Annotated in this window: 16 protein-coding genes; 2 read left to right on the forward strand and 14 right to left on the reverse strand. The window is 76.0% G+C overall.

Annotated features, from left to right (window positions below):
• Window positions 1-21: 21 nt before the first annotated feature.
• Window positions 22-1,161 (forward strand): hypothetical protein, encoded by a 1,140-nt coding sequence (locus APR03_RS11330; protein ID WP_253835736.1) that lies wholly within the window; start codon window positions 22-24, stop codon window positions 1,159-1,161.
• 151 nt (window positions 1,162-1,312) lie between these two features.
• Here APR03_RS11330 and APR03_RS11335 read toward each other — a convergent pair whose 3' ends face one another.
• The 5 genes from APR03_RS11335 to APR03_RS11355 form a co-directional block, all read right to left on the reverse strand.
• Window positions 1,313-2,164: a glycosyltransferase family 2 protein gene (locus tag APR03_RS11335; RefSeq protein WP_253835738.1), complete on the reverse strand. Its 852-nt coding sequence runs from the start codon at window positions 2,162-2,164 to the stop codon at window positions 1,313-1,315.
• A complete protein-coding gene (locus tag APR03_RS11340) occupies window positions 2,161-3,060 on the reverse strand; it encodes a glycosyltransferase (protein WP_253835739.1) in 900 nt (299 codons plus the stop codon). Before APR03_RS11340 ends, APR03_RS11335 begins: the two co-directional genes overlap by 4 nt.
• Entirely contained in the window at window positions 3,060-3,713 is a 654-nt protein-coding gene (locus APR03_RS11345) for a polysaccharide deacetylase family protein (RefSeq protein ID WP_253835740.1), read from the reverse strand. The genes APR03_RS11340 and APR03_RS11345 overlap by 1 nt, the downstream gene beginning before the upstream one ends.
• 70 nt (window positions 3,714-3,783) lie before the next feature.
• A complete protein-coding gene (locus APR03_RS11350; RefSeq protein WP_253835741.1) occupies window positions 3,784-5,097 on the reverse strand; it encodes an O-antigen ligase family protein in 1,314 nt (437 codons plus the stop codon).
• Window positions 5,094-5,948: a hypothetical protein gene (locus APR03_RS11355; protein WP_253835742.1), complete on the reverse strand. Its 855-nt coding sequence runs from the start codon at window positions 5,946-5,948 to the stop codon at window positions 5,094-5,096. The genes APR03_RS11350 and APR03_RS11355 overlap by 4 nt, the downstream gene beginning before the upstream one ends.
• 146 nt (window positions 5,949-6,094) lie before the next feature.
• On the opposite strand from APR03_RS11355, the gene APR03_RS11360 reads away from it, so the two are divergent.
• Window positions 6,095-6,814, forward strand: coding sequence for a hypothetical protein (locus APR03_RS11360; RefSeq protein ID WP_253835743.1), 720 nt, complete (start codon window positions 6,095-6,097; stop codon window positions 6,812-6,814).
• On the opposite strand, the gene APR03_RS11365 is transcribed toward APR03_RS11360, so the two are convergent.
• From APR03_RS11365 to APR03_RS11405, 9 genes are all read right to left on the reverse strand, one after another.
• A complete protein-coding gene (locus APR03_RS11365) occupies window positions 6,753-7,970 on the reverse strand; it encodes a rhamnosyltransferase WsaF family glycosyltransferase (RefSeq protein WP_253835744.1) in 1,218 nt (405 codons plus the stop codon). The genes APR03_RS11360 and APR03_RS11365 overlap by 62 nt on opposite strands.
• Before the next feature lie 64 nt (window positions 7,971-8,034).
• On the reverse strand, window positions 8,035-9,270 hold the full coding sequence (locus tag APR03_RS11370; protein WP_253835746.1) for a glycosyltransferase family 2 protein: 1,236 nt from the start codon (window positions 9,268-9,270) through the stop codon (window positions 8,035-8,037).
• Window positions 9,267-10,475 (reverse strand): DegT/DnrJ/EryC1/StrS family aminotransferase, encoded by a 1,209-nt coding sequence (locus APR03_RS11375; protein WP_253835748.1) that lies wholly within the window; start codon window positions 10,473-10,475, stop codon window positions 9,267-9,269. The genes APR03_RS11370 and APR03_RS11375 overlap by 4 nt, the downstream gene beginning before the upstream one ends.
• The gene (locus APR03_RS11380; RefSeq protein WP_253835750.1) at window positions 10,472-12,058 is read right to left on the reverse strand and encodes an oligosaccharide flippase family protein; all 1,587 of its coding nucleotides are present in this window, start codon (window positions 12,056-12,058) and stop codon (window positions 10,472-10,474) included. Before APR03_RS11380 ends, APR03_RS11375 begins: the two co-directional genes overlap by 4 nt.
• Complete coding sequence (locus APR03_RS11385; RefSeq protein ID WP_253835752.1) at window positions 12,051-13,229, reverse strand: glycosyltransferase family 4 protein; 1,179 nt, start codon at window positions 13,227-13,229, stop codon at window positions 12,051-12,053. The genes APR03_RS11380 and APR03_RS11385 overlap by 8 nt, the downstream gene beginning before the upstream one ends.
• The gene (locus APR03_RS11390; protein ID WP_253835921.1) at window positions 13,226-13,894 is read right to left on the reverse strand and encodes an acetyltransferase; all 669 of its coding nucleotides are present in this window, start codon (window positions 13,892-13,894) and stop codon (window positions 13,226-13,228) included. The genes APR03_RS11385 and APR03_RS11390 overlap by 4 nt, the downstream gene beginning before the upstream one ends.
• A gap of 2 nt (window positions 13,895-13,896) precedes the next feature.
• Entirely contained in the window at window positions 13,897-15,051 is a 1,155-nt protein-coding gene (locus tag APR03_RS11395) for a DegT/DnrJ/EryC1/StrS family aminotransferase (RefSeq protein WP_253835754.1), read from the reverse strand.
• Window positions 15,048-16,067, reverse strand: a complete 1,020-nt coding sequence (locus APR03_RS11400; RefSeq protein WP_253835756.1) for a dTDP-glucose 4,6-dehydratase — start codon at window positions 16,065-16,067, stop codon at window positions 15,048-15,050. Before APR03_RS11400 ends, APR03_RS11395 begins: the two co-directional genes overlap by 4 nt.
• On the reverse strand, window positions 16,064-17,134 hold the full coding sequence (locus tag APR03_RS11405) for a Gfo/Idh/MocA family protein (protein ID WP_253835759.1): 1,071 nt from the start codon (window positions 17,132-17,134) through the stop codon (window positions 16,064-16,066). The genes APR03_RS11400 and APR03_RS11405 overlap by 4 nt, the downstream gene beginning before the upstream one ends.
• Window positions 17,135-17,149: the final 15 nt, after the last annotated feature.

Raw genomic sequence — 17,149 nt, forward strand, 5'->3', positions numbered from 1 at the left:
TCCGGTGCCACGATGGAGCGCATGAGGACTCCGTCCCCGCGGAGGGTGCTCCGATGGGCAGTCGGCGCGCTGGCCGCGACGGTGCTCGCGACGCTCGCGCCGGTACTTCCCGAGCCGGCGCCGAGCGGGTTCGTGTCCGGGGCGCCCGGCCCGAGCACGCCGCCCGACCCCTTCGTGTCCGGGCTGTTCACCACGGGCCGGCCGACTGCGTCGCCCTCGGCGTCGATGTCGCCGTCGCCGTCGCCCGCCGCCTCGGGAGAGCCGTCCGGGACGCCGTCCGCCGGACCCTCCGTGCGGCCCTCCCCGGAGCCCTCCGACGACCCGTCCGGGCGGCCGTCGGAGGAGCCGGTCCGCACGAGCGGCACGCCGATCACCTTCCCCACCTCGAAGTCGGCGGGGCTGCCCGCGGGGTGGACGCCGAAGCAGACCCGCACCGGCGATTTGTGGATCCGCAAGAACGGGACCGTGGTGCAGGACCTGCGGATCACGAACGGCGTCATCCACGTCGCCGCGAAGAACGTCACGCTGCGCCGGGTGCACGCCGTCGGGTCGCAGGTGGTCAACGCCGGCGGTGACGCGTGCGGCACCGGGCTGCTCATCGAGTCGTCCACGTTCGTCGCCGGATCGGGCCAGACGCGGGACACCGACGTCCCCGTGGTCGGCGACGGCGGCCTCACCGTGCGCGACGTCGTCATCGACGGCGTGCCCGAGGGCATCCGGGTGGGCGCCAAGCAGTGCGGCGACGTGGTGGTGGAGAGCTCGTTCGTCCGCATCGTGCCGCCCGACGTCTGCGACGACTGGCACGGCGACGGCGTCCAGGGCTACGGCGGCGGCACCGTGACCGTGCGGCACACCCGGATCATCATGCGCGAGACCGCGGACTGCTACGGCACCGCGCCCTTCTTCTACCCGAGCGGCCAGGGCAACACCGCGCTGACCGTCGACGGTCTGCTCGTCGAGGGCGGCGGCTACGCCTTCCGCGCCGGCACGCCGGGCACCGTGCGCAACCTGCAGGTGGTCCGGGACAGCTGGGGCTACGGCCCCGTCGACGTCGCCTGCTCCGCCCTGAGCCACTGGCAGGCCCACGTGGTCACGGTCAGCAGCTCGACCGGCCGCACGACCCCGGCGGAGGAGATCCGCTGCACGGGCGTCGGCAACTGACGCTGCGCCTACCCGGGCCGAGCCCGGCTGGTGGCTGATGCCACGGAACTCCTCTTCGAGACCGAGGTTGCTTCGCTTTGAGGCCCTCCAAAGCGAAGCAACCTCGGTCTCGAAGAGAATCCGGGGCCGGACGGCGGCGGCCCCGGCGCCGTCAGGCGCGGGAGCTCGTGTCGCGCTCCCAGGTCGTGAAGTCGGCCGCGCGGACCGCCCGCCGGGCGCGCAGCCGGCCGGCGAGCACCACCGCGAGGAACACCGGGACGCGCGGCGCCAGGAGCGGGCGCTCGCGGACCACCTGCCAGAGGTCGCCCAGCCCCGTCCGGGCCTCGGCACCGCGCAGCCCGGCACGGTCGGCCTGCACGTTGCCCGTGGTCACGCGGGCGCGGCGGCGGACGAGGTCCCCCAGGGTGCGCGCCGGGTGCACCACGACGGCGACGTCCTGCACCACGACGCGCTCGGCGGGGGCGAATGCCTCGGACAGCACCAGGTCGTCGGCCATCACCTGGGGGAGCGCGGCCACGCGGCGCACGCCCTCCCGGGACACCGCGAGCACCCCGCGCCCGAACAGCCCGGTCCGCACGGCGGGCAGCGCCTCCCAGACGTCGTAGTACCAGCGGGCGAGGAGCGTGACCCCCGTCCGGGGCAGCGTCCGCGACGGCGCGGCGACGGCGACCCCGCCCGGCTCACCGCCGGCGACCACCTCGGCCAGGCGCGCCACGCCCTGCGCCGTGATCTCGACGTCGGCGTCCAGGTACACCCGCGGGTACGTGCGCGCCGCGAGGTCCCCGGCGCGCAGGGCCGCCGCCTTGGACGGCTCCGGCAGGTCGAGCACCCGCACCGGGTACAGCCCGGCCACGCGCGCCGTGCCGTCGGTGCACCCGTTGCAGGCCACGACGATCTCCAGCAGCCCCGGATCGGCGCACAGCGCCTCCAGGAGGCGCCCGATCGTCCGCTCCTCGTCGTGCGCGGGGATCACCACGGACGCCACGGGCACCCGGCCGGTCATCGGGGCAGCACCGCGTCGCTCGCGCCGAGCACCGGCGGGCGCAGGCTCGGGCGCAGGAGCGCCCGCAGCGTCGGCCAGGACGCCCTGTGGCCCAGCAGGCCCCGGCGCAGCTCCACGAGGAGGGTCGCGCCGTAGTACAGCCAGGCCGCACCGGTGCCGCGCCGCCGCCGGATCAGCCGCACCCGGTTCAGCATCTGCATCGTGTGCGTCGCGTGGCTCGTGCCCGAGGCACCCCCCACGTGCATGCCGCCCGCCTCCGGGGTGTAGACCGAGGCCCACCCGCGGTCCCAGGCGCGGAGCGCGAAGTCCGTCTCCTCGGAGTAGAGGAAGTACGACTCGTCGAAGCCGCCCAGCTCGTCGTAGCACGCGCGGTCCACGAGCCAGATGGCGCCCACCGCCCAGTCCACGGTCCGCTCGGTCCGGTACTCGCGCGGGTCGTCGATCCGCTCCGCGAGCATCGGCAGGCCCGTGAAGCTCAGCCCGCCGGCGCGGGCCACGGTCGGGGTGCGGCGCAGCGTCGGCGACAGGCTGCCGTCCTCCTCGCGCGTGCGCGGCACCACGACGCCGACGCCCGGGCGGCGCAGCACCTTCAGCATCCGCGGCACGGCCTCGGCGTCGAGCTCCACGTCCGGGTTGAGCACCAGCACGGCGGACGTCTCGGGCGCGTGCCGCACCGCCCGGTTCATGCCCGCGCCGTAGCCGTCGTTGACGCTCTCCACCACCGTGCAGTCGCCGCGGCCGCGCAGCAGCGCCAGGGTGCCGTCCGTGGACCCGTTGTCCACCACGACCGTGACGTAGGGGACGTCGCCGAACGCCGCGGGCAGGCTGTCCAGCAGGGCGCCGACGTGCCGCTCGCTGTTGTAGGTCACGACCACCGCTGCCACCTCGGCGCCCATCAGCGCAGCCCCTTCACGAAGGTCCGGGCCGAGTCCGCGAGCCGCGTGGTGTACCGGTCGCCGTGCCGGAGCCACGTGGCGACGTCGTCGGCGGTGTCGTGCGCGCGCAGGCTGAACCGCGCCTGCCGCCACGTGCCCGGGCGGGCGAGCGCGCGGTCGCTCGTGTACACGCGGTCGTAGCGCAGGCGGCGCAGCGCGGTCAGCGTGCCGCGGTCGTACCGGCCCAGCGGGCAGGCCGCCGTCCGCACGGGCTCGCCGAGCACGTCCTGCAGCAGGTCGCGGGCCACCACGAGCTCCTCGTGCTGCTCGGCACGGCTCAGCCGGCGCCAGACGCGGTGGTGCATGCCGTGCGACCCGACACCCATGCCGGCCGCGCGGAGCCCGCGCACGTCGTCCGCCGAGAGCGAACCGGGCTCGCCGAGGCGGCCCGCGATGACGAAGAACTCCGCCGTCCGGCCGCGGTCGGCGAGCTCGGGCAGCGCCACGTCGACGTCGGAGGAGTTGCCGTCGTCGAACGAGAGCCGGACGTCCGGACGCTCGCCGACCAGGTCGAGCACGCGGCGGAACGTGTCGGCGCCGATCCAGTACGCGGCCTCCGCCGTCGGCACGCCGTGCGGGGGCGCGCCGATGCCGTGAAAGCAGAGATTGATCATTCGTTCATCGTGAGGGAAGAGGTACGCGCACGGAATGCGGGAGCGGGTGAATATCGGGGTGATTCCCGGGTCATTCGGGATCCCGTAGCGCGCCGGCCAGACCGGTCACCAGAAAGAGGGCGCCCATGGTCATCGGAAAGGCGAAGGCGTCGAAGAAGGAGAGGCTGACGAAACCCACCACCACCGAGGCGATCAGGGCGAGCGCGAGGTCGTGCGTCCGCTGGTCGGTGAGGGCCGTGCGCGCGCGGGCACGCAGCAGCACCCGGACCGCCGCGACCCCGATGCCCGCGAACAGGACGGTGCCCACCACGCCGACCGTGACGGCCAGGAGCAGGTACTGGTTGTCGAAGATCCGGTAGGTCGGCAGGAACGTGCCGAGCCCTCGCCCGAAGAGCGGGTCGCGCACGATGAACTCGCCCGCCAGCGAGAACGACCCCGTGCGGGAGGCGACGCTCGGATCCTCCGAGGCCCCCGAGAACAGCCCGAGGATCGAGTTCAGCATCCCGGGCGCGACCACGATCCCGGTCACGCCGCCCGCCGCGGTGACGCCCAGCATCCGGCGCCGGCGCGGCCCCTTCCAGCCGATCAGCAGGATCACCAGGCCCAGGGCTGCGCCCACGTAGGCGGACCGCGAGCCCGTCAGCGGCAGCAGCATCAGCGACGCCGCGGCGGGCGCCCACCGCAGCAGCGCCGGCCGGTGCGTGTGCTCGAAGCCGACGTGGAGACCGAGCGGCAGCAGCATCGTGACCAGCACGCCGAACTCGATCGGGTGCGTCGCCGTGCCCTGCGGGCGGATCCGGCCGTTGCGCTCGCCCAGCTCGTACGGCGAGGTCAGGGTCAGGCCGGGCACGTTGAGCCGGTCCACGAACAGCTCACCCAGCACGAACTGGGCGATGCCCAGCACGGCCATCGCGCCGCCGGCCAGCGCGAGCCGCCACACGAGCAGGTCGCGCCGGTCGGCCGAGACGATCCCGTCGTGCGCCAGCAGCAGCGTGCCCGACCAGGACAGCACCGACAGGAGGGCGACGTCGGCGGGGCTGACCTCGCTCGACACGATCGGCCGCGACATGGCGATCACGTACGAGAGGCCGACGCTGAGCAGGAACAGCCCGAGCGCCACCCGCACGAGCCGGGCACCGCCGAGGCCGGGCCGGGCCTTGCCGACACCGATGAGCACCCACAGCAGCAGGGCGGCCAGCCCGGCCACCATCGACGGCGCCCCCGCGCTGCCGAGCGGCCCGAGGACCAGCTTCGACGGCACGGCGAACAGCAGCACGAGGTAGACCGAGAGCCACGTGACGACGTCGAACGGCAGCCGGCGCCGGAACATCGGCGGGGGCGGCGCCGCGTGCCGCTGGGTGGCCGGCGGCCGCGTCTGCGTCACCGGGGCTCCGCGGTGGAGGCCCGGGCGGCCGCGTCGTCCCTCCGCCGGTCACGAGGGTCGGGTGCGGGGTTGTGCCACGCGGGCGCCACGCTGGGCAGGCGGACGGTCGGCGGCTTGCCCGACGCCGGGTTGCCGACCGGCGGCTTGCCCACCACCGGCTTGCCCGACGGCGTGGCCCCGCCCTTCGGGGCACCCTGGGGCTCGATCGACGGCGGGCCGACCACGGGCGGCCCGGTGACCGGACGGCGCCCGCGGGCCCGGCTGCGCTGCACGCCGTCGATCGCCACGGCGCCGACCACGGTGACCACGAGCCCGACGCCCACGGCGGCGATCAGCATGCGCACGGTGCCGCTCATGTCGGTCTCCGCCTGCTCGTCCTTGGCCAGGACCAGCGTCGACACGATGGTGTCCGGCGGCGCGTCGACCTCCTCCTGGAGCCGGCGCAGCTCGTCGGGCACGGACGACGTGATGAGGTTCAGGGTCTCGAGCGCGCGCCCGGGCGTCGCGTCCGTGACGTCGACGGCGATCACCGGGCCGCGGGTCGACTCCTCGATGGCGACGACGTACTCGGTGTCGGCCGAGCCACCGGTGAACCGTGCCTTGGCGACGTCGCTCTCGTAGTAGGCGACCACCACGCGCGCGGGCAGGTCGAGGCCGCCGAGCGCGAGGAACGGGTTGCCGCCCACGCCCACGGCCTGCTCGGAGGGCACCAGCAGCACCAGCGCCCGGGCGGTGTACACGGGGGGCTCCATCGTGGTGGCGCCCCAGCCGAGCGCGGCGGTCGCCAGGACGCCCACCACGGCCACGATCCACTGGCGCCCCACGGCTGCGATCACGTCGAGGAATGACATGTGTTCACCCTTTCCGGGCGTTTCACGCCACGCTCGACAAAGGTATCGTGCCAAGGGCCGGGAATGGAGAGGGCAGTGCGATATCCGCGCGAATTTCGCCCGCCCGGCCCGAATTTCGCCCGCACTCGACAAATGGCGGAGAACCGATGACGCTGTGGGACCTGGTGCGTGCTGCGCTGCGGCGCTGGCCCGTGCTCGTGGTGGGCGCCGTCGTGACCCTGGGCGGGGTCTACGCCACCACGCTGGACGAGGGCGTGTACTGGAGCCGCACGCAGGTGGTCTTCCTCGCGCCGCCGAGCACCGCCTACCCCAACGCCCTGCGCACCACGTCCGAGGACCTCATCATCACCGCGGGCGTGGTCGCCAAGGCGGTGTCCGGCCCGGACGCCGTCACGAAGTACGCCTCGCCGGACGCGACGCTCGTGGGCGAGGGCGTGCGGGACGGCTGGTCCGTGCGGCTGCCCGACACGGGCGGCCAGTGGGCCACCCACTTCGCCGAGCAGGTGCTGTACGTCGAGGTGGTCGCCGCGACCGCCGAGGAGGTCGAGGAGCGGCAGCACGCGATCATCGCGCAGATCGCCCACGAGCTCGACGCGCTCCAGCGGGACGCCCGCGTGGAGCCCGTCAACGACATCACGGTGACGGTCGCCCCCGAGTCGACGGTCGTGCACCAGGTCAAGGGTTCGCGGGCCCGGGCAGCTGGCATGGCAGGCGTGCTGGGCGTCGCGGTGACGCTGTCGCTGATCGTCGTGCTGGAGACGCGCGCCCGTCTCGGCCTCGGGCGCGCCGGCGCCGTGACCCCCCTCAGCCCTGCGACCGGCCACGGACCTCGTCCTCCACGATCCGGGCGACCTGCCGCTGCGTGAGCTCCCACGACCGCCCGGTCACGCTCGCCGCGGCCTTCTCCGCCTGCCCGGCCACGTCGGCGTGCGTCACGGCGGACGAGAGCCGGGCGGCGATGCCCTCGGCCGTCGGCTCCGCCCACGCGACGTACGGGTTCGGCAGGTCGGCCCGGGCCAGGGGCGAGTCGTTGACCACGGGGACCACGCCGGCGGCGAGCATCTCCTCCGCGACGAGCGAGATGTTCGTGAACGACATGGCCAGACCCGCCACGGCCGTCCCGTACAGGGCGTTGAGCCCGTCCGGCGTGAGGCGCCCGTGGTAGGTCACCGGGAACGGCAGGTCCGTCGGCCGGGAGCCGTAGACGTGGATCGGCTGGTCCGGGTGCTCCCGGTGGAAGCGCTCGAGGGCCAGGACGGCGAGCAGGTAGCCGCGGCGTCCGACGTCGGGCTTCGCGTACAGCACCACGCCGGACCGCGGCACGGCGGGCTCGGGCAGCCGGTACGTGGCCGTGTCGCAGCCGAACGGGACCAGGTCGCTGTCCTGGCCCAGCTCCGACCGCAGGCAGCCCGCGACCATGTCCCCGAGGGCGATGCGCCGGAACGGGAACCGGTACGTCATGGCCGCCAGCTCGTACTCCGAGCCCCGCGGGTAGAAGTACGGCTCGTAGTCCTGGATGAAGTACAGCCGGTGCGTGGGCGTGTCGTCGTAGGCGAGCATGACGTGGGCCGACTCCCAGGACGACGCCACCACGGCGTCCAGCCCGGCGAAGCCCTCGCGCGCGTCGCGGACCTCCGCGCGCACCCCGGGCCAGCCCGCGCGGAGCTCGGCCGTGCGCTGCGCGACGTCGAGCCCGTGCCGGTCGTACAGCAGCACCACGCACCTGTGCCCGCGCGCCTCCAGGCCCTCGACCATGCGGAACAGCGTGGTGTGGCCGCCCGACCCCGCCGCGGGCGGCGACGTGACCCAGCCGACCGTGAGCGGGCGGTTGCCGGGCACGGGCTCCGGCGTCGCGAGCGTGGCCGGGACCGCGCGGGCGACGTCGGCGACGTCGAGGTGGAAGGTGAGGTCGCGCGCGTCGGTCGCGCGGTAGGCGCGGGCGGCGACGCGCTGGGCCAGCCCGCGCGGCCCCACCTGCCGCAGGCGGCGGATCGTCGCGGTGGCCCTGGTCAGCCGGTTCATCGGTAGGTCTCCTCGCTCGTGGTGGTCCGCAGCGTGGTGGTCCGCGGCGTCGTGGTCCGTGTCGTCACAGGCCGGACGTCGCCCAGCGCAGGTAGGTCAGCTCGGTCCGTGCACGGCGCACGACCCGGCGCACGGCGGCGCCGCGCGGGTGCCGACCGGTCCGCGCCGCCCGCTGCGCGCGCCCCGCGATGCGCGCGGTCGCGAACCAGGCGGCCGACTTCGGCCACGACTCGGCCGCCAGGTCCAGGTACTGCGCCGGCGACTCGCCGCGGTCGGCGGCCGCGGCGGCGTACCGCAGGGCGTCGCGGGCCAGCGCGGCGCGCGCCCGGTCGTGCAGGTCGCGGGCGTCCGGGAGCCGGTCGCCCACGTTGGCGAACAGCCGGTCGTAGGCGTCGGCGCGGGCGCGCAGGTCGAGCAGCGCGCCGGACCCCTCGTTCACGCTCAGGCTCCCGGCGTGCTCGCGGTGCAGCGCCTGGTCGGCGCCGCCCACGTACGCGACGTCGCTGACGGCGGCGAGCCGCAGCCACATCTCGACGTCCATCGTGAAGCTCAGCTCCGGGTCCAGCGGCCCCACGTCGTGCAGCAGCGCGGACCGCATGACCACCTCGGGGGAGGTGATGCAGCTGACGCCGGTACGGCACCGCTCGGCGAGCCAGGCGTGCCCGTCCCAGACCGTCCAGGTGAGCCCGCCGAGGGCGGGCCGCGGGTCGGTGCCGTCGTCGAAGTGCTGCGGGTGGCCGTAGACCAGGCCCACCTCGGGGTGCTGCTCCAGGACCGCCGCCGCCCGCGCGAGCGCGCCCGGCGGCAGCAGGTCGTCGGCGTCGAGCCGCACCACGAGCTCGCCCGTGCTCTGCGCCCAGCCGCGGTTGAACGACTCGACCTGCCCGGCGTTGTGCTCGTTGGCGACCACGCGCACCTGCGGGTACCGCCCGGCCAGGCCGTGCGCGACGGCGAGGCTGTCGTCCGTCGAGGCGTCGTCGACCACGATCACCTCGACCTCCACGCCCTCCTGCGTCACCAGGCTGCCGACCGTCTCCGGCAGGAAGTGGCCGTAGTTGTAGCAGGGCACCACCACGGAGACCGTCGGGCGGTGGTGCGGCGCCGCGGGCGCGGCGCGCCGCACCTCGCGCGGCCGCAGCGGCGACCGCACCCACGAGCCGAGCACCCGCACCAGGCCGCCGGTGGCGCCGCGGTCCGGGCCCGGGGCGCCGGTCGCGTTCCGGTCCACCCAGGCGCGCCACGCGGTCACCGCGCGGTCGAGCGTCCCCGGGTGAGCGGCCGGGGCCGCGGGGGCGCTCATCCGACCACGGCGCGGTCGCGCCCGCCCGGCGCCCCGGCCCGGGCCGTGCGGACCGCCGCGTGCAGCGCGCCGACGACCCGCTCCTGCTGCGCCGCCGTGATGCCGGGGAACATCGGCAGCGACAGGATCTCGCCCGCGTGCGCCTCGGCCCGGGGCGCCGTGCCCGGGCCGAGGCCCAGGTGCGCGGTGGCGGGCAGCAGGTGCACGGGTGCGGGGTAGTGGATGCCGTGGCCGATACCCGCGGCGGACAGGGCCTCCGACACCGCGGCCCGCCCCGGCACGCGCACCACGTACAGGTGCCACACGTGCACCGCCCCGGGTACCTCGCGGGGCACCACGACCTCGGGCACGTCCGCGAACGCCTCGGCCAGCAGCGCGGCGTACCGGCCGGCGGCCGCCGACCGGAGGGCGTTCCAGCCGTCCAGGCGGGTCAGCTTCACCGACAGCGCCGCGGCCTGCAGCGCGTCGAGGCGCGAGTTCGTCCCGACCTCCAGGTGCTCGTACCGGCCGACGCCGCCGTGGTTGCGCAGGCGCCGGGCACGCAGGGCGACGTCGTCCCGCGACGTGAGGACCGCGCCGCCGTCGCCGAACGCGCCCAGGTTCTTGCCCGGGTAGAAGCTCGTGGCGGCCACGTCGCCCGCGCCGCCCGAGCGCAGGCCGTCACGGCTCGCGCCCTGCGACTGGGCGGCGTCCTCGACCAGCAGCACGTCGGGACCGACCACCTCGCGCAGCCGCGCCACCGGCGCCATCTGCCCGTACAGGTGCACGGCCACCACGGCGCGGGTGCGCGGCGTCAGGTGCGCGGCCACGTCCTGCGGGTCGATCAGGTAGTCGTCGTCGACGTCGACGGGCACGAGCGTCGCGCCGCAGCGCAGCACCGCCTCCGCCGTCGCGAAGAACGTGTTGGCCGGGACGATCACCTCGTCGCCCGGGCCGATCCCGGCCGCCTGCAGCGCGATCTCCAGCGCGTCCGTGCCGTTGCCGACGCCGACGGCGTGCCGCGCGCCCGTGTGCTCGGCGAGCTCCCGCTCGAACCGGTCCACCGCCGGGCCCAGCACGAACGCGGACGTGCGCAGGATCTCGTCCCAGCGCTCGCGGACCTCGGGCGCGACCTCGTCGGTCTGCGCCTGGAGGTCGAGGAAGGGCACGGGCTGGTCTGCGGCCGCGGGCTGGGCGGGCGCCGCGTTCGTCGTGGTCTCGGTCATCGGGTCGTTCCTCTCGGTCGGGTGGCCGGGGCGGCGGGCCCGGCGGCGTGTGCCGGTTCCGGGACCGGCGCCGCACCGGCGCCGGGGTCGTCGTCCGTCGTGCGTGCGGCGGGGTCCTGGACGGCGGGGTCCTGGACGGCGGGGTCGTCGTCCGCGGGCCCCGGGCCGTCGAGCGCCGCGCGGGCGGCGCGCCAGCGCGGCACGGCCCAGGCGAGCGTGGTGGCGAGGTAGACGACGAGGGTGACCACGCCGCCGAGGAGCCCGCCGAGCAGCGGGTCCCCGGCGCGGCCCGCGACGAGGATGCCCAGGGCGACCGCGCCCGCCCCGGCGAGGGCGGGCACCGCGAGCGCGAGGGCGAGCGCGCCCACCTCGTCGCGCGAGCGGCGCAGCAGCACCAGGTAGGCGGGGACCAGCACCCCGACGCCGACGGCGGCCTGCGCCACGCCCACGCCGAGGCTGCCGCCGAGCCGCGCACCCGCCAGCACGGCGGGCACCAAAGCGGCGAGCCACACGACCTGCACCACGAGCACGCCGCGCGAGCGGCCCAGCGCGTAGAGGTAGCCGGCCACGACGTCGGCCAGCACGCGGACCGCCCCGGCGGCGGCCAGGGGCACGAGGATCCCGGCGGCCGGCTCCCACCGGGCGCCGTAGACCAGCACGACCACGGGGTGGGCCAGGGCCGCGAGCATCGCCGCGGCCGCGACGACGGCCCACCAGACCGGCCCGAGCAGCGGTACGAGGGTGGCGCGCGCCCGCTCCCGGACCTGGGAGAACGCGGGCAGGGTCACCGAGCGCAACGCCGAGCCCACCAGGGTCATGGGCCAGGTCGAGATGTTCGCGGCGAGCACGTAGTAGCCGAGCTCCACGGCGCCCGCGGCGTTCCCCAGCACCACGCGGTCGACCGACAGCAGCACCCAGGAGAGCAGGTTCGCCGCCGCGACCGGCAGCCCGAAGGCCAGCACGGACCGCGCCACGGTGGGGTCCCACGAGAGGCGCAGGCCCGTGCGCGCGATCCAGAACTGCAGCGCGACGCCGCACGCCTGCCCGGCCACGCGCCCCACGGCCAGGCCGATCAGCCCGTGCCCGAGGGCCGCGAGCACGAGCGTGACCACGGCGCCGACGCCGAAGTCGACGGCGGTCGAGCGGAACAGGCCGCGCTGGTCCAGCCGCCGCTGCAGCGCGGCGAACGGGACCACGCCGAGGCCGGCGAGCAGGAACGTGCCCGCGAGGATCGCGATCGGTCCGGCCGCGCCCGGCCCGCCCATCGCGGTCGCGAGCGCGGGCGCGGCGAGCGCGGTGCCGACGGCGAGGGTGCTGCCCGTGGCCAGGCCGAGCACCGCGACCGGCCCGGTGCGGCGCTCGAAGTCCGGGCTGCGCACCAGGTCGGCGCTCAGCCCGAGGTCGGCCAGGGCCATGACCACGCTCTGCACCGTGAGTGCGATCGCGTACAGGCCGAACTCCTCGGGCGACACGATGCGGGCGATGACGATGCCGAGCCCGAGGTTGCCGAGCCGCACCACCAGCGTGCCGGTGGTGCTCCAGCGCAGGGCACGGGCGACGCGCCCGCTCAGCTCCTCAGCCATGCGCCGGCCTCTCGCGCAGGCGCCCGCGGGCGGTGTCGCGGGCGACGAGGGCGGCCGTGCGGGCGAGGGCGCGCGCCGAGCGGCGGCCGGCCGCGGGGGCCTCGCGGTAGATCTGCTCCAGGTGCTGCGCCGACGACGCGAGCGAGAACCGGTCGGTGACGACCCGCTGGCCGAAGGTGCCGAGGGTCGCGCGCAGCAGCGGGCGGCGCACGAGCGGCTCGAGCGCGTCGGCCAGCGCCGCGACGCCGTCCCCACCCGACCCGTACCAGCCCTGCTCCAGGAACACGGGCAGGCTCTGCTCGTCGAGGCGGCGCCAGAAACCGCGCTCGCCCTGGACCACCACGGGCTTGCCGAAGGCCATGCCCTTGAGCACCGAGCTGCCCATGCCGAGCACCACGTCCGCGGCCTCGTACGCGGGGCGGGGGTCGTCCAGCGCCCCGGCGACGACGACGGCGCGCCGTCCCGCGGCGGCGTTGATCTCGGCGGCGCGCGCGGCGACGTCGGCCGAGCGTGGGCCCTCGCCCGCCACCAGCAGGCACAGCGCACCGGTCCACCCGCCGCGGCCCACGAGCTCCATCGCCTCGAGCACGCCCGCGGTCTTGTCGAGGTCGTCGGACAGCCGGCAGACCACCGACAGCACCACGTCCTGGGGGCCGAACCCCCAGCGGTCCCGCGCCGCGGCGCCTCCGCCGGTGCCGGGCGCGTTCGCCGTCGTGTCGATGGGCGGCTCCATGAGCCGCACGTCGCGATGCCGGGCGGCCGCCTCCTGCGCGAGCAGACGCGTGCCCACGATGAGCGGCACGTGCCGGGGGATGTAGCCCGACACGTACATCGACAGCGTGGTCACCACCGCGGGCGTGCCGAGCAGCAGGTGCGGCCCGAGCGCGACGTCGATCGCGGGGCCCCACTCGTAGGCGTGCACGACGTCGGCGCGCAGCCGGCGCACCGCCGAGACGGCGTGCGCCATGTTCCGGGGCGACGGCCAGGTCAGGTGCGTCGGCAGCGTCTCCAGCTCCAGGCCGAACCCGCGGGCGACGTCCCACAGCGCGCCGCCGGGCGGGGCGAGCACCACGACGTCGTGCCCCCGCGCGGCGGTCTCGCGGGCCAGCTCCAGCGCGTTGAGCTGGCTGCCGCCGATCTCCATGTGGTGCACGTACACGACGACCCTCATCGCCGGCCTCCCACGGCGGTGCGCGGGGTCGCGCGGGGGGTCAGGGCACGCGCGGGCACGCCGGCCCAGGTCTCGCCGTCCGGCACGTCGGCCAGGACGACGGCGCCCATGCCCACGACGGCGCCCGCGCCGATCCGGACGCCGGGGCGCACGGAGGCGTTCATGCCGAGGTAGGCCGCGCGGCCCACCCGCACGCCGCCGCCGAGGGACACCCCGGCCGCGAACGTCGCGAAGTCCTCCACCACGCAGTCGTGGGTCACGGTCACCCCGGGCATCGCGACCACGTGCGCGCCCAGCCGCGCGTCGGCCGTGATCGTCACGCCGGCCAGCAGCACCGCGCCCTCGCCCACGGGGCACGTGCCGGGGTTGCGCACCGACGGGTCGACGACGCTCCCGAAGCGCGGGCCGTGGGTCAGCCGCTCGTGCACGGCGGCGCGGGTGCGGCTGGGTCCGACGCACAGCACGAGCTCGGCGTCCGGGTGGGCGGCCGCCTCGGAGACGGGGCCCAGCACGGGCACGCCGCCCACCGACGGCGGCAGGTCGGCGTGCCGGTCGTCGAGCACGCCCAGCACGGGCCGCCCCGCCTCCCGCGCCACGGCCAGCGCCTCGCGCGCGAGCCCGCTCGCACCGACCAGCAGCAGCGGCCCGCCCCACGCCGCTCCCATGGTCACCGCTCCCCGGGTGCGCGGACCGCCTCGACCACGCGGTCCAGCTCGGCGTCCGTCATCTGGTGGAACAGGGGCAGGATCAGGGTGGCGCCCGTGAGGCGCTCGGTGACGGGCAGCGGCACGTGGTCCCGGCCGGCGTGCGCCGGCTGCAGGTGCGCGGCCATGATGCCGCGCCGCGCGGAGATGCCCGCGGCGGCGAGCGAGCGCAGCAGCCCCTCGCGGTCGACGGGGTACGGGGGCCGCACCTCCGCCCACAGCGACTGCACGTTGCCGGCGCCCCAGGCGGGGTCCTCGACGAGGCGTAGCCCGGGCACGTCAGCGAGGCGGTCCCGGTAGCGGGCGGCGATCTCGCGCCGCCGCGCCACGATCTCGGGGAGCCGGCCGAGCTGCACGAGCCCGACGGCGGCCTGCAGGTCGGTCATCCGGAAGTTGAACCCGATCTCGCCGTACTCCTCGGGCGGCGAGACGAGCGACGCGTGGCGGTCGGCCGCCGAGACGCTCATCGCGTGCTCGCGCAGCCGCCGGGCGCGGTCGGCCCACTCCGGGCGGCTCGTGGTGAGCATGCCGCCCTCGCCCGTGGTCAGGATCTTGCGGGGGTGGAACGACCAGGCGGCGATCTCCGCGCCCGCGCCGACGGGGCGGCCGCGGTACGTCGACCCGGCGCCGCACGCGGCGTCCTCGACCACGACGATCCCGAGCGGGTCGCACAGGGCGCGGATCGGGTCGAGGTCCACGGGTACGCCGCCCTGGTCGACGGCGATCACGGCGCGCGTGGCGGGCGTGAGGGCGGCGGCGACCGTCTCGGCCGTGACGTTGCCGGTGGCGGCGTCGACGTCGGCGAAGACGGGGCGGGCGCCCACGTAGGTGGGGGCGTTGGCGGTGGCGACGAACGAGAACGACGGCACCACGACGTCGTCGCCCGGGCCGATGCCGGCCACGACGAGGGCGAGGTGCAGCGCCGTCGTGCAGCTCGACGTCGCCACGGCGGCGCGGGCGTCCATGGCGCTCGCGAACGCGGCCTCGAAGGCCGCGACGCGCGGTCCCTGCGCCACCCAGCCCGACTCGATCACCTCGGCCACCGCGGCGATCTCCTCGGGGCCGAGCCACGGCCGCATGACGTCGACGCGCGGCAGGCCCGTCTCGACGGCGGTCATGCGGTCACCCCCGCGCCCGCCGCGACCCAGTTGCGGTCCTCGATGCGGCCCAGCATCTCCTGCGGGCTCTCCGGGCGGCCGCGGAACCACTCCACCAGGTCGGCCACGCCCTGCTCGAAGCTGGTGCGCGGCTCGAAGCCGGTCAGCTCCCGCACCAGCGTGTTGTCCACGAGCAGGCGGCGCACGTCGCCCGGGCGGGCCTCCAGGCGCTCGGGCTCGAGGTCGGGCCGGCCGGCGAGGCGGGCGACCGTGGAGACCAGGTCGTTGATGGTCACCTCGGCGCCGGAGCCCACGTTGACGGTGCGGCCGACGGCGGCGTCGCACCCCGCGATGTCGGCCAGCGCCCGGGCGGTGTCGGTGACGTGCAGGAAGTCGCGCGTCTGCTCGCCGTCGCCGTACACGAAGGCGGGCAGGCCGCACAGCGCGCGCACGATCGTGCGGGGCAGCACCTCGCCGCTGTCGCCCTCGAAGTGGCTGCGCGGGCCGAAGGTGTTGAACGGGCGCACCACCACGACGGGCATGCCGTGGGTGCGGTACGCGGCCCGGGCGTACGCCTCGCCCGCGAGCTTGGAGCCGCCGTAGACCGTCTCGGGCCAGGTGGGGTGCTTCTCGTCCATGGGGGCGTACTGCGCGGTGCCGAACACCTCGCTGGAGCTGACGTGCACGAACCGGCCGACGCCGGCGGCCCGGGCCCGCTCGAGCAGCTCGAGCGTCGCGGTCGCGTTGACCTCGTGGTTCTCGCGCGGGTCGTGCAGGCTGTGCCGCACGCCGAGGCAGGCGAGGTGGAACACGACGTCCGCGTCGTCGACCAGGGCGAGCGCGGCGGCGCTGCGGACGTCCTCGGCCACGAGCCGCACGCGGGCGTCGTCCGCCACGTTCTCGCGCCGCCCGTTGACGAGGTTGTCGACGACGGTGACCGAGGCGGCGTCGCGGCGCAGCAGCTCGTCCACGAGGTGGCTGCCGATGAACCCGGCGCCGCCGGTGACCAGCACGCGCGCGTCCTGCAGGGCGGTCATGCGGCACCTCCGGCGAGCTCGAGGGCCTCGGACCCGAGGGGGGAGACGCCGCCGCCGGCCGCGAGGCTGCGGTCGGCCGCCTCCAGCACGTCGAGCACGCGCAGGCCCGCGGCCCCGTCGGTCAGGGCGGGGCGCCCCTCCTGGATGGCGTCGGCGAGCTCGGCCACCATGGTGCCGAGGGCCTCGCGCTCCTCCAGGGCGGGGGACCAGGTGTCGCCCAGCCGGTAGGAGATGGTCGCGGCCCGGCGCTCGAGGCTGTCGAGCGCCTGGGTCTCCAGGTCCACGCCGCGGTCGTAGACGCTGATGCGCTGCTGCGGGTTCAGGTCGTCCCAGACGAGCGTGCGGCGCGAGCCGCCGATCGTCATGCGGCGGATCTTGGTGGGGCTGAGCCAGTTGACGTGCACGCTGGCCACGGCGCCGCCGTCGAGCGGCAGCACGAGGTAGCCCACGCAGGACCGGCCCGCGCCGATGGGGTCGGCGCCGTGCGCGGCGACCGAGCGGGGGCGCAGCCCGCCCGGCAGCACGAAGTCGATGATCGACAGGTCGTGGGGCGCGAGGTCCCAGAACACGTCGACGTCGGGCTGCACGAGGCCCAGGTTGATGCGCACCGAGTCGATGTAGAGGATGTCGCCGAGCTCGCCGTCCGCCACGAGCTGGCGGATCTTGCGGGCCGCGGGCGTGTAGCAGTAGGTGTGGTCGGTCATCAGCACCAGGCCCCGGGCGTCCGCCTCCGCGACCATCTCGGCCGCCGAGCCGGCCCGGTCCGCGATGGGCTTCTCGACCACCACGTGCTTGCCGGCGCGCAGCGCGGCCAGGGCGATGGCGTGGTGCGTGCCCGCGGGGGTGGCCACCGCCACCGCGTCGATGTCGTCGCGCTCGAGCAGGGCGGCGAGCGACGTCTCGACGTCGGCCCCGCCGTTCGCCGCGGCGACGCGCGCGGCGCGGTCCGCGTCGAGGTCGCACACGGCGGCCAGCTCCCAGCGGTCCGACGCCGCGAAGTTGCGCGCCAGGTTGGGTCCCCAGTACCCGGCGCCCACCACTGCCGCGCGCAAGATGTCGTGGTCCATGCTGCCTTCTTCCGG

It is taken from the genome of Promicromonospora thailandica, from assembly GCF_024171955.1.
GTDB lineage: Bacteria > Actinomycetota > Actinomycetes > Actinomycetales > Cellulomonadaceae > Promicromonospora > Promicromonospora thailandica.